The organism is Vannielia sp., from assembly GCF_029212645.1.
Taxonomy (GTDB): domain Bacteria; phylum Pseudomonadota; class Alphaproteobacteria; order Rhodobacterales; family Rhodobacteraceae; genus Vannielia.
Genome location: NZ_JARGND010000005.1, coordinates 48655 through 63286, shown reverse-complemented (window position 1 = coordinate 63286; position 14632 = coordinate 48655). Strand labels below are relative to the sequence as shown.

The 14632-nt window shown below is 63.4% G+C and carries 13 protein-coding genes; 11 read left to right on the top strand and 2 right to left on the bottom strand.

The genetic code is table 11. The annotated features are described in order from the left end of the window. The first annotated feature begins 52 nt into the window (after window positions 1–52). From P1U55_RS02965 to P1U55_RS02945, 5 genes are all read left to right on the top strand, one after another. Window positions 53–256, top strand: a complete 204-nt coding sequence (locus P1U55_RS02965; protein WP_301046004.1) for a hypothetical protein — start codon at window positions 53–55, stop codon at window positions 254–256. Between the two features lie 160 nt (window positions 257–416). Further along, the gene (locus tag P1U55_RS02960) at window positions 417–1145 is read left to right on the top strand and encodes a MotA/TolQ/ExbB proton channel family protein (protein WP_301046003.1); all 729 of its coding nucleotides are present in this window, start codon (window positions 417–419) and stop codon (window positions 1143–1145) included. Further along, complete coding sequence (locus P1U55_RS02955) at window positions 1142–1519, top strand: biopolymer transporter ExbD (RefSeq protein WP_301046002.1); 378 nt, start codon at window positions 1142–1144, stop codon at window positions 1517–1519. Before P1U55_RS02960 ends, P1U55_RS02955 begins: the two co-directional genes overlap by 4 nt. Continuing rightward, entirely contained in the window at window positions 1516–1914 is a 399-nt protein-coding gene (locus P1U55_RS02950; protein ID WP_301046001.1) for a biopolymer transporter ExbD, read from the top strand. Before P1U55_RS02955 ends, P1U55_RS02950 begins: the two co-directional genes overlap by 4 nt. Further along, window positions 1911–2714, top strand: a complete 804-nt coding sequence (locus P1U55_RS02945; protein ID WP_301046000.1) for an energy transducer TonB — start codon at window positions 1911–1913, stop codon at window positions 2712–2714. The genes P1U55_RS02950 and P1U55_RS02945 overlap by 4 nt, the downstream gene beginning before the upstream one ends. A gap of 140 nt (window positions 2715–2854) precedes the next feature. Here P1U55_RS02945 and P1U55_RS02940 read toward each other — a convergent pair whose 3' ends face one another. Beyond that, the gene (locus tag P1U55_RS02940) at window positions 2855–4621 is read right to left on the bottom strand and encodes a PQQ-dependent methanol/ethanol family dehydrogenase (RefSeq protein WP_301045999.1); all 1767 of its coding nucleotides are present in this window, start codon (window positions 4619–4621) and stop codon (window positions 2855–2857) included. A 152-nt stretch (window positions 4622–4773) separates the two neighbouring features. Continuing rightward, window positions 4774–5163: a c-type cytochrome gene (locus P1U55_RS02935; protein WP_301045998.1), complete on the bottom strand. Its 390-nt coding sequence runs from the start codon at window positions 5161–5163 to the stop codon at window positions 4774–4776. Window positions 5164–5508: 345 nt separating this feature from the next. Between P1U55_RS02935 and P1U55_RS02930 the strand changes: the two genes are divergently transcribed. From P1U55_RS02930 to prfB, 6 genes are all read left to right on the top strand, one after another. Then, window positions 5509–6153, top strand: a complete 645-nt coding sequence (locus P1U55_RS02930) for a hypothetical protein (protein WP_301045997.1) — start codon at window positions 5509–5511, stop codon at window positions 6151–6153. 55 nt (window positions 6154–6208) lie between these two features. After that, window positions 6209–7534 carry a PQQ-binding-like beta-propeller repeat protein gene (locus P1U55_RS02925; RefSeq protein ID WP_301045996.1) on the top strand — a complete coding sequence of 442 codons (1326 nt, stop codon included), beginning with the start codon at window positions 6209–6211 and terminating at the stop codon, window positions 7532–7534. A 63-nt stretch (window positions 7535–7597) separates the two neighbouring features. Further along, complete coding sequence (gene der, locus P1U55_RS02920; RefSeq protein ID WP_301045995.1) at window positions 7598–9067, top strand: ribosome biogenesis GTPase Der; 1470 nt, start codon at window positions 7598–7600, stop codon at window positions 9065–9067. A 213-nt stretch (window positions 9068–9280) separates the two neighbouring features. After that, window positions 9281–10489 (top strand): N-acetylmuramoyl-L-alanine amidase, encoded by a 1209-nt coding sequence (locus P1U55_RS02915; RefSeq protein WP_301045994.1) that lies wholly within the window; start codon window positions 9281–9283, stop codon window positions 10487–10489. Between the two features lie 145 nt (window positions 10490–10634). Next, a complete protein-coding gene (locus P1U55_RS02910; RefSeq protein WP_301045993.1) occupies window positions 10635–13163 on the top strand; it encodes a penicillin-binding protein 1A in 2529 nt (842 codons plus the stop codon). A gap of 213 nt (window positions 13164–13376) precedes the next feature. After that, entirely contained in the window at window positions 13377–14501 is a 1125-nt protein-coding gene (prfB, locus tag P1U55_RS02905) for a peptide chain release factor 2 (protein WP_301045992.1), read from the top strand. Window positions 14502–14632: the final 131 nt, after the last annotated feature.

Sequence of the window (14632 nt, the reverse complement as noted above, 5' to 3'; positions counted from 1 at the left end):
CACATCCGCCCGGCAATTGACGCATCAGCGCAAAACGGGCAGGGGTGAAGGCATGTTCAATCTGCAAGACCCGTTTTTCCGCCCGCTCTGGCTTCGCACGTTGATCTTTGCCGTGTGCATCGTGTGGGCAGGGTTTGAGTATCTCAGCGAATCACTGGGCTGGGCACTGCTTTTTGCAGGGATTGGCGGCTGGTGCGCCTATCAGTTCTTCATCGTCTGGACCGACCCGGACGATGACAAAACCAACAAAAACTGACCGCACTGAGGCCGGTTTTTGCAAAACATTGTGGGCCGTTTCCCAGTGACCATAAGATTGCCGATTACCCGGCCCGGCATTCTGGCCCCGCGCCACGATTGTTCCTAAAAAGGAAGAGGCCAGATCCTTTTGATTCGGCATGGGGGACGGAATGAGACACATGCGCATATCCTTGGCTTTCCTGCTGATAGCAGCGCCCGGCGCGGCGGTTGCGCAGGCAGAGGCCAATGCGGCGGCCCCGCTGCGGTCCTTCTTGCAAAGCGGTGGCCCGGCGATCTGGGCGATTGCCGCGCTGGCGGTGATCACCCTCGCGTTAATCCTTTGGAAAATATGGAGATTTCTATTGCTTGGCGTCTGGTCACGCCGCGCCTCGGCCCGCGCCGTTGCGCTTTTGGAAGCCGGAGACAGGCCGGGGGCCTTGGCCGTGGTGGCCCCACGCCGGGGCCTTCGCAGCCGCTTCGCCGCAGCCACCCTGACTGCCGCGCGTGACCTGCCGGAAACAGCCGCCCGTGAAGAGGCGACCCGGCACGCCCGTGAGGGTCTGGGGCAGGCGGGCACCGGGCTGCGTGCGCTGGAGTTGATCTCGACCATTGCGCCGCTCCTGGGCCTTTTGGGCACGGTTTTGGGCATGATCGCCGCCTTCCAAACCCTGCAAGAGGCCGGAAGCCGCGCCGATCCGGCCCTGCTGGCGGGCGGCATCTGGGAGGCGCTGCTAACGACGGCGGCGGGCATGGCCGTGGCCATCCCGGCCTCGGTCGCGCTCACATGGTTTGAAGCGGTGATCGACCGGGTGCGCCAGGATATGGAAAGCCTCGCCGCGCGCATTTTCGTGGCTGAAGCCGCCCAACGACAGGCCAGCCAAACCGCGCAGGCGATGGCGGCGCAATGAACCTCACGCTGCCTCGCCGCAAGCCGCGCAGGCCAAGCCTCACGCCGATGATCGACGTGGTTTTCCTGCTACTGGTGTTCTTCATGCTGGCCTCGCGCTTTGGCGTGGATCGCGTGCTTGAACTGCCGCTTTCAAGCGCTGGTGCGGATTGGGCCGGGCCGCCAAGGCTGGTGGATATCAGCCCGGCGGGTTTGCGGCTGAACGGCGCTGAGATTACGGGTGAAAACCTGCCGAGAGCGCTGATGCAACTTGTAGAAAACCCAAGTGATCCCATTGTCTTGCGCGGTAAAGGTGATGCAACGCTTGAAGCTGTGGTGCGCGTTGCCGAGCAGTTGCGGGCTGCAGGTTTCACGGCTTTGGTGCTGGTCGAATGAGCCTTAATTTCAGCCCCAAACCCCGCCGTGCGAGGAGCGAAAGCATCGTGCCGATGATCAACGTCGTTTTCCTGCTGTTGATCTTTTTCTTGATGACCTCACAACTGGTGCCGCCTGAACCCTTTGAGGTGACCCCACCCGCTGCCGCCCTGGAGGTTGAGGCCACGCCCGCCCCGGTGCTTTACCTCTCTGGCGGGGGGCAATTGGGCTTTGGTGATGCACGCGGCGAAGCGGCCTTGGCGGCGTTCGTGAGCGCGGTGAAGCAGGCAGGTGAAGGGCAGGTGGCGCAGCTTCGCGCAGACAAGGCCGTGCCGGCCGCTCGCGTGGCGACCTTGATGCGCGATCTGGCGGCGGCGGGGCTTTCGCGGGCGCAACTGGTGGTGGAAGGGCGATGATCCGGCTGATTGAGGGTGTTGTTTTTACTGCCCTGTCTGGGGTGGTGCTGGCCTTCGGTGTGGCTCGGTTTACGCCAGCCGAGCTTGCTGGCTCGGGCGGTTTGGGCGGGGCAGAAGACATCTCGATCAAGGCGGCCTCGGCGCAACTTGCCGCCATGGTGGCAGATTGGGATCGCCCGCCGGATGTGTCTTTGCCCGACGGCTCGGCCCCATCGCCGCCCACCAGCGCCGCTATGGCTATGCCACCCCGCACCGATACTCTGCCAAACCGCCCGGACCTCACCGCGCTGCCACAAGTGGCCGCGCCTGAGGCTCCCCCGAGGCCCAGCACCGCGCCGCCGCCCAAACCGGTGCGCCCAGCGGCCCCTGCCAAAGCTCCGCCCGCCCCCGCGAAAAAAGCCAAAGCCGCCAAGAAGCCGCAACCGCCCGCCGCGCCAAGCGCCAAACGGCGGGCGGCGGGGCAAGGCGGGTCTACCGCTGCGGGCCAAGGAAAAAGCCAGGCGGCGGCGGGGCTTAGCGCGGCGCAGGAGGCGAAGCTGGCTGGCCAATGGGGGAGCAAACTGCGCCGCAAGATCGCCGGGAGCAAGCGCAGCCCCGGTGGAAGCGGGCGGGTGGTGCTGCAAATTTACGTTGCACCTGATGGAAAGGTCCGTGGTGTGGGCGTGGCGCGCAGCTCCGGCTCGCCTGCGCTGGATCGTGCGGCGATAGACGCCGTGCGCCGGGCGGGGCGGATGCCGCGTGCCCCCAAGGGGCTGGCGAAAGCCTCCTATACCTTTTCGCTGCCGATCGACTTCAACTGACTGTCCCATTCAACGCCCAAACCGCATGAGGCGCGCTTGGGTGAGCCTGAAATCGCCCTTTTTTTCACCGCCAACCCAAAAGCAAATGGCGCGTCCCCGGGAAGGGACGCGCCACCGTGGCCAACCGGCCGGAAGGATTGTCAGTTGGCAGAGGCGAGCTCTTTAGGCAGGCGGAAGGTCCACATCATGCCGCCCTGGTTGAGGTAGCTGACCTTCTTGGCCACTTCGCCACCCCAGAGCGGCACCGCGCCACCCCAGCCAGACATGATCGCGACATACTGCTCACCGTCCTGCTCCCAGGTGATCGGCTGGCCAACGATGCCCGAGCCGGTTTGGAAGGACCAAAGCTTTTCGCCGGTTTCGTCGTCCAGAGCGATGAATTCGCCTTCAGGCGTGCCAAAGAAAACGAGGCCGCCGGCGGTGGTCATCACGCCGCTCCACAGGGGGGCGTCGTTCTTATATTCCCACTTCCACTCGCCGGTCATCGGGTCGACAGCCTTGAGCGAGCCGATGTGGTCGTCATAGAGCGGCTTGATGGTGAAGCCAGAGCCAAGGTAGGCCGCGCCCTTCTTGTAGGTGATCGGCTCGTTCCAGATATCCATGCCCCACTCGTTGGATGGCACGTAGAACAGGCCGGTTTTCTGGCTGAAGGCCATGGGCATCCAGTTTTTGCCCCCAAGGAAGGAGGGCGCGGAAAACACAACCTCACCCTTGTTGCCATCGGCGGCTTTCGAGGGATCTCCGGGGCGCCCTTCTTCGTTAAAGACCGGGCGGCCATCGTCACCGATTTCCTTGGCCCAGGTGATGTCTTTCACGAAGGGCCAGGCATCGACAAAGCCGCCATCGGCGCGGTTCAACACATAGAAAAATCCGTTGCGGTCTGCGGTGGCGTATTTGCTGTTGCCGTCGGCGTCCTTGAAGGCGACGACTTCGTTCACGCCGTCATAATCCCAGCCTTCGCGCGGGGTTGTCTGGTAGTGCCACTTGATCTCACCGGTGGCGGGATCGAGGCCAAGGCGGGTGGAGGCATAGAGGTTGTCGCCGGAGCCGTCGTTCTTCTGGCCTGCGTCGCGCAGCCAGGAGTTCCACGGTGCAGGGTTGCCCGCACCAAACACCAGCGTATCGGTTTCGGCGTCATAAGAGCCGCCAAGCCATGTGGCCCCGCCGCCGGTTTTCCACATATCGCCGGGCCATGAGGCATTGAGCGTGCCGGTCATGGTGCTTTCTTCGCCGTTGAGCGTGCCCATGTGGCCTTCGATCACCGGGCGGGTCCAGACCATCTCGCCGGTTTCGGCGTTGCGGGCCTGCACTTCCCCCACGATCCCGAACTCGCCGCCGGAGTTGCCGGTGATGACCAGACCGTCCACGATGATCGGGGCGGCGGTGTAGGAGTAGCCGGCCTTGTAATCGGCGATCTTCTTGTTCCAGACGACATCGCCACTCTTGCGGTCCAGGGCCACCAGACGGGCATCAAGCGTACCAAAGATCACGACGTCGCCGTAGATCGCCGCGCCGCGGTTCACCACGTCACAGCAGGGCAGGATGCCTTCGGGCAGGCGGGCATCATACTGCCAGAGTTCTTTGCCGGTCTTCACATCAATCGCGTACATCCGCGAGTAGGAGCCGGTGATATACATCACGTCATCATAGATGAGCGGCTGGGTTTCCTGACCGCGCTGCTTTTCGCCACCGATCGAGAAGGCCCAGACGGGCATCAGGTTTTTGACGTTGTCCTTGTTGAGTGTGCTGAGCGGTGAAAAGCGTTGCAGGTGCCGCCCCATGCCGTTGGTCAAGACCTGACTGGTATCGGCCTGGTCATTGGCCAGCATCTCTTCGGTGACCTGCGCTTGGGCGCTGGCACCGGCCCACAGGCCAAGCACGGCAACGGTTGCAATTAGCCGTTTCATGAAATCATTCCTCCCTTGGGAAACGCCACAGCCCGAGGCGGTGCGCCTCGTTGTTCGTTTCGAGCGCCTCACGCTGCGTGCGGCGATGGGGGGAGTTTGCCCCGAAGTAAAGGCGCTGAGAATTGCACCTTGGTCTTACGACCCTCGTTTGCCTAGAGCGTGCGCAGATAGGCGATGATGAAATCCTGCACCGCTGTGTCGGTGATGCCGACATGGCGCATTTTTGTGCCGGGCAGGAAGTGCTGGTTGTCTTCCATCCATGCCTTCAGCGCGGCGGGAGTCCACACGAAGGGCGCACCGCCAAGAGCTTCGGAATACTCATAGCCCTCAAAGCTGCCCGCTTGCCGCCCCACGATCCCGGTGAGGGCGGGGCCGTAAGAGGGGTCTTTGGCGTTGGGGGCGTGGCAACGGTGGCAGCCGGACTCAAACATTGCCTTCCCGGCGGCGATCTTGGCCTCGGCAAAAGCCGCAGGTTCCTGTGCCCAGGCGGGCAGGGCGGCGGCACAGAGGGCGAGGGCGATGAGGGGGGCTTTCAGGCGCATGGGGGCCTCCTTGGGGGTGGTCTGCGGATTGCGGGCTGCCCCCTGCCATAAGCCTTGCGCGCCTCCCTCGTTTTGACCTGCATCAAGCGCGCCCTGCTGCTTTGGTCGTAGGCTACGGTGCTTATTGCGGCGATCACAGCCCCTTGCCGGGCGAGCGGCCTCAACGGTCGTGCGCAAATGACCGGCGGCTCAACCCGTAATGGCACCAGCCATGGGGCGGGGCCTTGGTGGCTTAGGTCTTGGCATTGGGCGTGATTTCCGGGTAAGAAGCGGCGATTGATCGCTGCGAGGCAGTGGCGGCAATGGCCGCGTAACGGGCGGCGGGTGCGAGGAACAGGCGGGCAGATGAGCGAATCCGAGAGCTTTATCGACGAGGTCACCGAAGAACTGCGGCGGGACCGCCTTTTTGCGTTGATGCGCAAATGGGGGTGGATTCCCGTGCTGGTGATCATCGCGATCGTGGGCGGCACGGCCTATGTCGAGTGGCAAAAGGCCACCGAAACCTCTGCCGCGCAGGCCGAAGGGGATGCGCTGCTGGCCGCCTTGGAAAGCAGTGATCGCTCTGCGGCGCTTGATGGCCTGAACACCACGGGCGATCTGGCGGCGGTGATCGAACTGCTCAAAGCGGCTGAAGCCGTGAGTGCGGATGACCCAAAGGCCGCGGCTGAAATCCTGTCTCCCGTGGCCGATGACGCCAGCTTGCCGCGTGAATGGCGCGAGTTGGCAGGGCTGAAGTTGGTGATGCTCGGCAATGACGCCGTTGAGCCCGAACGCCGTGCGGCGCTGCTTGATGAACTGGCCACTCCCGGTGCCCCGTTTGCGCCGCTGGCCCGCGAACAGCAGGTTTACAGCATGATCGAAGCAGGCGAGACGGAGGCCGCGCTTGAAGCGGCGCGCAGCCTGCTGGAAGAGGCCGGTCTGACGCAGGGCTTGCAACAGCGGCTGAGCCAAGTGATTGTAGCACTGGGCGGTGAGCTTCAGAAGGGCTAAACGCCCCGCGTCAAAGATATAAACGGGCGCATATGGCAGGGAAGGCAAGAGCGGCGTGAACTCGGCAAAGCACTGGATTACATCGGCGGCCATTCTGGCGCTGCTCGCGGGCTGCTCCGTCAAGGAGCCTCGCCTGCAAGGCAAGCGCGTGGACGTGCGCGAGGTGATTGGCACCAGCGAGGACGGCAAGCCGGAAAGCGCCGCGCGCGCCAATACCGCCTTCAACATGCCCGCCACCACCAACCCTTCAAGCTGGACCCACCGCAATGGTGGCCCAACCCATAAGGTGCAGCACCCGGCGCTGAACAAGGCGCTCACTCTCGTGTGGAGCGCCCCGGTTGGGCAGGGCGACGCCAAGAAGGCGCGGATCACCGCTGACCCGGTTGTGGCCGGGGGGCTGATCTACACGCTCGACAGCCGTGCGCAGGTGACAGCGACCACCACCGCAGGCCAGACGGCCTGGACAAAAGATGTGACCCCACCGCGTGACAAAACCTCGGATGCCTCCGGCGGTGGCCTCGCCGTGGCCGGAAAAACGCTATATGTGACAACGGGTTACGGTGAGCTTCTGGCGCTCGACGCAAGCTCCGGCCAAACCCGCTGGCGGCAGGAATTTGATGGCCCCGTTCAAGGCAGCCCAACGGTGAAGGACGGGCTGGTTTACGTGGTCAGCCGCGACAACCGCGCTTTTGCCGTGGAGGCGGACACGGGCCGCCTCAAGTGGGAAGTGCCGGGAACGCCGACGCCTTCGGTGATGGTTGGCGGTGCCGGGCCGGCTGTGGCGGGGGATCGGGTGATCTTTCCGTTCGGCTCCTCGGAGGTGACGGCAACGCTGCGCCGCTCTGGCATTCGCACCTGGAACGCGGTGATCGCGGGCGAGCGGCGGGGGCGGGCTTACACCGGCTTTACCGACATCACCGGCGATCCCGTGGTGGTGGGCAACACCGCTTACGTTGGCACCCAATCCGGGCGCACGGTGGCGCTGGACGTGACCTCGGGCGAGCGCAACTGGACCGCGACCGAGGGGGCCTACTCCCCGGTCTGGCCTGCCGGAAACGCTGTTTTCCTTGTGTCTGACGCGAGTGAGCTGGTGCGGCTGGATGCGGCGACCGGTGAGGTTGTTTGGGCGCGCGACCTGCCGCTTTTCAAGAATGAGCGACCACGCCGCCGCAAAGCGGTTTTCGCCCATTACGGCCCGGTTCTTGCGGGTGGGTTGCTGCGGGTGGCTTCGGATGATGGGCAATTGCGCAGCTTTGACCCGGCTTCCGGTGCCCTGGTTTCGAGCGTTGCGTTGCCCGATGGGGCCACCTCGAACCCGGTGGTGGTGAACCGGACGCTCTATGTTGTGACATCGCGCGGGCAATTGCTGGCTTTCCGTTAAGCTGAAAGCGATGTATGAGGCGCGATCACCTCGCCCTCTGACCCGCCGCCCGGGAGCCGTTTCATGAGCTTTACCCTTGCCATCGTTGGCCGCCCCAACGTTGGAAAATCTACTCTTTTCAACCGCTTGGTTGGCAAGCGCCTCGCCCTGGTTGACGATCAGCCGGGGGTGACGCGTGATTTGCGTGAAGGCGAGGCCCGCTTGGGTGATTTGCGCTTTACGGTGATTGACACCGCCGGGTTGGAAGAGGTGACAGACGACAGCCTGCAAGGCCGGATGCGCCGCCTCACCGAGCGCGCGGTGGAAATGGCAGACGTTTGCCTCTTCCTGATTGACGCCCGCACAGGCGTCACGCCGACCGACGAGCTGTTTGCCGATCTGCTGCGCAAGAAAAACGCGCATGTCCTCCTTGGGGCCAACAAATCTGAAGGCCGCGCCGCCGAGGCGGGGTTGCTTGAGGCCTATTCCCTTGGATTGGGCGATCCGCTGGCCATTTCGGCAGAGCACGGCGAAGGCATGGCCGAGCTTGCAACCGCTCTTATGCCGATCGTTGATGAACTTTCCCTTAATCGCCCCGACGACGGCCCGGAAACCGAGGTGATGCTCGACGAGGACGATGGTGACATGGAGGCGGCGGAAGACTGGGCGCCGAGCACGAAAAAGCCTTTGCAGATTGCCGTTGTGGGCCGCCCGAACGCGGGCAAATCAACGCTGATCAACCAGATCCTTGGCGAAGACCGTTTGCTCACCGGGCCGGAGGCGGGGATCACGCGGGATTCGATCTCGCTGGCGCTTAACTGGGGCGGCACCCCGGTGAAGCTGTTTGACACCGCCGGGATGCGCAAACGGGCCAAGGTGCAGGAAAAGCTTGAGAAATTGTCGGTCAGTGACGGGCTGCGGGCGGTGAAGTTTGCCGAGGTCGTGGTGGTGCTGCTGGATGCGGCGATCCCGTTTGAGCAGCAGGATTTGCGCATTGCCGACCTTGCCGAGCGCGAGGGGCGGGCCGTGGTGGTGGCGGTGAACAAGTGGGATATAGAGCCGGAAAAACAGGCCAAGCTGATGGGCCTGAAAGAGGCGTTCGATCGGCTGTTGCCACAGCTGAGGGGGGCCCCGCTGATCACCGTTTCGGCCAAGACAGGCAGGGGTTTGGAGCGGTTGCGCGAGGCGATTGTGCGCACTCATGAGGTGTGGAACCGCCGGATTACCACCGCCAAGCTGAACCAGTGGCTTGCGGGCATGGTCGAGGCGCATCCGCCCCCGGCGCCGGGCGGGCGGCGGATCAAGCTGCGTTACATGACCCAAGCCAAGACGCGGCCACCGGGGTTTGTGGCGATGTGCTCGCATGTTGATAAACTGCCGACCGCGTATAAACGCTATCTTGTCAACGGGTTGCGCGAGGACTTTGACATGCCCGGCGTGCCGATCCGCCTGCATATGCGCAGCCAGGCGGAGGATAATCCGTATAAGAACAAGAAGAAATCCACGCCCTCACGGTTGCGCAAACACACTGGAAAACCCTCGCATAACGGCTAGCGTTCGGCGGGGTTAACGGCGGCGGTGTTCACGAAATTTCCCGGTTTGCACAAGGGATGCACAACCCATGCACATCCTATGCATACGGGGTGCCGCACCATGGGCCGGGTTAACGTGGCGCACCGTGCGGCGGCGCACCGCGCATCTGTGGCCGGCGGGCCGTTGGCGGCGGCCTTTGGATGGGGTAGACACGGGGCCAAAGGGGCAGGGTGCATGCGAGCGGTTTTTGCGATCCTTCTGATGATCTGGGCGCCTGCGGTTTTGGCGCAGGGATTTTCCGGTTTGGCGCGGGTGGATGGCGCGCGCTCGGGGCTGAGTGAAAGCGCCGATGCGGTTGAGCTGCGCCTGACGCTGAGCCAACCGGTGGCGTGGCGGGTGCATATGCTCGATCAACCGCCGAGGTTGGTGGTGGATTTCCGCGAGGTCGATTTTGCGCCCATGGGCACCCCCGATCTGAGCCTGCTGGAAAAGGTGGTGGCGCTGCGCACCGGCCGGATGGGGCCGGGGTGGACGCGGCTGGTGGCCGAACTTGCGGGGCCATATGGGCTGGCAACCTCGCAGATGGTGACGGGGGCCGAGGATGGCTCGGCGCGGGTTGAGCTGCGCCTTGAGGAATTGAGTGCAGAGGATTTTGCCCGTGCTGCCGGTGCGCGGCCTTCGCCACTGTTCCCCGAGCCTGCGCTGACGGCGCGGCCAGCGGCGCGCCCCAGCGAGGATGGCCGGCTGACGGTGGTGCTTGATCCGGGCCACGGTGGGGTTGATCCCGGTGCGCTGCGCGATGGGGTCTCGGAAGCGGACCTGATGTTGATCTTCGCGCGCGACGTGAAGGAAAGTCTCTTACGGTCAGGCAATTACGATGTGATCCTCACCCGCAACGATGACAGTTTCGTTTCGCTTGAAACCCGGTTGACGATTGCGCGGCGGGCCGGGGCGGATGTGTTTTTGTCGCTTCATGCGGATGCAATTGAAGAGGGGATCGCACAGGGCGCGCAGGTTTATACCCTGTCGAACGAGGCCAGCACAGAGGCATTGGCCAAGCTGGCGCACCGGCATGATCGGGAGGATATTCTGGCGGGTGCGGACCTGCATGGCACCGACGATCAGGTGGCGCAGGCGTTGATGGAGATTGCCCGGCGCGAGACCGAGCCGCGCATCGAGGCGCTGGCCGATGCGGTGGTAGCGGGGCTGCGCTATGAGGGCGTGAAGCTGCACAAGAAGCCACGGGCGCATGGGGATTTTTCGGTGCTGAAGCTGCCTGACATCCCTGCCGTGCTGATCGAGATCGCGTTTCTGTCCTCGCCCAGCGAGTTGAAAAAACTGCAAAACGCCGAGTGGCGGCAGTTGGCGGCGGCGGGAATCGCCCGCTCGGTCGCGGCTTGGGTGGCAGAGGACGAGCGGCTTAAAGCGCTGATTCGGCAATAAAACGGTGGGCGGGGCGGGGTTTCACGGCCAAGTGACCCTTAGGCGCGCCAAATTGCCGGAAAACCTGCGGCAAGTGTTTTGCGCGGGGCGGCAAATTCGCCTATAAGCTGGGCAACGAGCAAACTCACTAAAGATGGAGCGGCAGGTGCTGCGTTATATCACCGGCATACTCGGCGGGCTTTTCACGCTGATCACCACAGGCGCGCTGTTTGGCGGGCTGCTGCTGGGGGCTGTCTTTTGGGTTTATGGCCGCGATCTGCCGAGCCATGAGCAACTGGCGCAATACACCCCGCCCACCATCAGCCGGATATACTCGGGTGAGGGGCGGATCATGGATGAGTTTGCCCGCGAGCGCCGCCTTTACGCCCCGGCTGATGAGATTCCGGAGATGGTGAAGCAGGCTTTCATCTCGGCGGAAGACAAGAATTTTTACCACCACAAGGGCTATGATCCGCTTGGGATGCTGAAGGCCGCGATTGATGCGGCGCAGGGCGGGCGGCTGCGCGGCGCTTCGACGATCACCCAGCAGGTGATGAAGAACTTTCTGCTGAGCTCCGACCGGTCTGCCGAGCGCAAGGTGAAGGAAATCATCCTTGCCGCACGGGTGGAGCGGGCGCTGAGCAAGGAAAAGATCCTTGAGCTTTACCTCAACGAAATTTTCTTGGGGCAGAACAGTTTTGGCGTGGCCGCTGCGGCGCAGACCTACTTCAACAAGACGCTGGCGCAGCTTTCACCGGCCGAGGCGGCCTATCTGGCGGTGCTGCCCAAGGCCCCGTCAAACTACCATCCCGTGCGCGACAAGGAAAAGGCGACCGGGCGGCGCAACTTTGTGCTCAAGGAGATGTATGAGAACGGCTACATCACCTATGACACCTATCAAAGCGAGCGCCTGCTGGAGCTGAAGACCGTGCAGAACGGGGATTACGAGAGCTTCAAACAGGCGCTGCCGCCGCGCGATTACTTCACCGATGAAATCCGCCGCCAGCTCAGCCGCAACTTTGGCGAGGAAGAGTTTTTTGGCGGCGGTCTGACGATCCGCGCAACGGTGGACCCGGAGTTGCAGACCGAGGCGGCACTGGCGCTGCAACGCGCGCTTGAGCGCTATGACCGTGGCCTTGGCCGCTGGAATGGCACCGGCAAAACCATTGATGCCGCCCTTTTGGGCGACGAGGCCGCGTGGCGTGAGGCGCTGGCCAATGTGAAGGTGGCCCGCGATGTGGAGCTTGAGCAGAAGTGGTATCCTGCCGTGGTGCTGGCCGTTGAGGAAAACCAGCTGCGCCTTGGCGTAGAGGGCGTGCCGATGGATGGCGCTGAGCCAACCGTGGTGCCGCGCAAGGACATTGCCTGGATGAAGGGCAGCTTCTTTGACAATTTCGAGCTTGGCGATGTGGTGCATGTGCGCCGGATGACCCAGGACGGCAGCTTTATTCGCTGGACGCTGCGGCAGGTGCCGCGCGTGCAGGGGGCCTTTATGGCGATGGACGTGGAAAACGGCCGGGTGCTGGCAATGCAGGGGGGCTTCTCTTACCAGCATTCGGTTTTCAACCGCGCCACGCAGGCAACCCGGCAGCCCGGCTCCAGCTTCAAGCCGTTCGTTTATGCCGCCGCGCTTGACAGTGGCTACACCCCGGCGACCATCGTGGTGGACGCGCCGATCGAGATCAACACGCCGCAGGGTGTGTGGCGGCCCAAGAACGCCAGCCACAAGTTTTATGGCCCCGCGCCGCTGCGCACCGGGATCGAGCAATCGCGCAACCTGATGACCATTCGCCTCGCGCAAGAGGTGGGCATGCAAACGGTGGCGAGCTACGCCGAAAGCTTTGGCGTGTATGACCGTCTTGGCCCCTTCCTGGCCAATGCGCTCGGGTCGCAGGAGACGACGCTGTTCAAGATGGTGTCGGCCTATTCGATGTTTGCCAATGGCGGCGAGCGGGTGGAGCCAACGCTGGTGGACCGGGTGCAGGACCGCTGGGGTAAAACCATTTATCGCCACGATCAGCGGGTGTGTGAACAGTGCGACCAGGCCTCGCTGGCCCCCGGCACGCTGCCCAGGATCAACAGCAACCGCAAACAGGCGATTGACCCGATCACCGCCTACCAGTTGACCTCGATGATGCAGGGCGTGGTGCAGCGCGGCACCGCGCGGCGCACGGTGGGCATTGGCGATATCCCGATTGCGGGCAAGACCGGCACCACCAACGATGCCAAGGACGTGTGGTTTGTGGGCTTCACCAACACCATCGCCGCAGGCTGCTACATTGGCTATGACCGGCCGCGCAGCATGGGGCGGGGTGCCTCGGGGGGCGGAATGTGCGGCCCGGTGTTCAACAGCTTCATGAAGAAGGCGGTCGACAAGTATGGGGCCGGCAAGTTCACCGTTCCGCCGGGCGGATACTGGGTGAACATTGACCGCTTCACCGGCGCACGGCTTGGGCCGGGGGCGTCGGGGCCGAACGTGGTGGCCGAATACTTCCGCGAGGGCGAAGAGCCGATCTTTGGCATGGCCGCCATGCTTGACGGTGGCTTTGGCATGGGGAGCAACCTGCCGATGTTTGCGGTCGGGGAAGACGAGTTGGAGCAGACGGGCACAGCGGTGACCACCTCCACCGGCAAAAAGGCGGTGATTGCGCCCAAGGCCAGCTTTGGTTCGTTGAGTTCCGGCGGGCTTTATTGAGCCGCTGATCGTGAACGGGGGCAGGGTTGGCCCGCCCCCGCAAGCGATTGCGTATGCCGTTGAAGGGTGGGGTGGTGCCCGCCCTATGGGGGCAGGGGTCCTGCGCCCTTGGGGCCAATCGGGAAATTCCGGCTGAGAAAAGGCAGGCTTTCTTGCTCCCTCGCGCAGGGCGGGGTATCAGGCGGTCTGACACATGGAAAGAAGGGCGGGCATATGCGGGCCGAGGCACAGAATGCGGTGGATGCGGTGAGAAAGTCGCTGGAGCTTTTGGCCCAGCGGCTTGATCTGGAGACCGCCGATCACCGGCTGGAGGAGTTCAACGCCCGCACCGAAGACCCGGACCTGTGGAACGATCCGGCCAAGGCGCAAAAGCTGATGCGCGAACGCCAGATGCTGGTGGATTCGCTGGCCACCTACCACGGCATCCGTCAGGAGCTGGAAGACAACATCGAGCTGGTTGAGATGGGCGAGATGGAAGAGGATGAAGAGGTGGTGGCCGAGGCCGAAAACGCCCTCATCGTGCTGGAAAAGCGCGCCGCCGCCAAGGAGCTTGAAGCGCTGCTGAACGGCGAGGCCGATGGCAATGACACCTTCCTTGAGATCAATGCGGGCGCGGGCGGCACCGAGGCCAACGACTGGGCGCAGATGCTGCAGCGGATGTATGTGCGGTGGGCCGAGAAGCGCGGCTACAAGGTAGAGATGCAGAGCGAGGAATCCGGCACCGAGGCGGGGATCAAATCGGTTTGTTACAAGATCAGCGGCCCCAATGCCTATGGCTGGCTGAAATCGGAAAGTGGCGTGCATCGGCTGGTGCGGATCAGCCCGTTTGGCAAGGGCACCCGCGAGACCAGTTTTGCCAGTGTGTGGGTCTATCCGGTGGTGGATGACAACATCGAGATCGAGGTGAATCCGAGTGACATTCGGATTGATACCTACCGCTCGTCGGGGGCAGGCGGGCAGCACGTGAACACCACCGACTCCGCCGTGCGGATCACCCACGCGCCCACCGGGATTGTGGTGACAAGCTCGGAAAAGTCGCAGCACCAGAACCGCGATATCGCCATGAAAGCGCTGAAATCGCGGCTCTACCAGATGGAGCTGGACAAGCGGAACGCGGCGATCAACGAGGCGCATGAGAGCAAGGGCAGCGCGGGCTGGGGCAACCAGATTCGCAGCTATGTGCTTCAGCCTTACCAGATGGTCAAAGACCTGCGGACCAACTTTGAAACCTCTGACACCTCGGGTGTGCTGGATGGGGATCTGGATGGGTTCATGGCGTCGGTTCTGGCGCAGGATGTGGCCGGAAAATCGCGCAGCGAGGCGCAAGCCGAGGGGTAGGGCCGGGACTGGGCACGAAGCCGGGGCGAAGACCGGGCCGAATACCGGGCTGCTTTTTTTCCTGCGATTTGAACCATGTGCTGGCGGCGGCGGGAATAAATGAAGCGCGTCAATTGACGCTGCGTCAGACA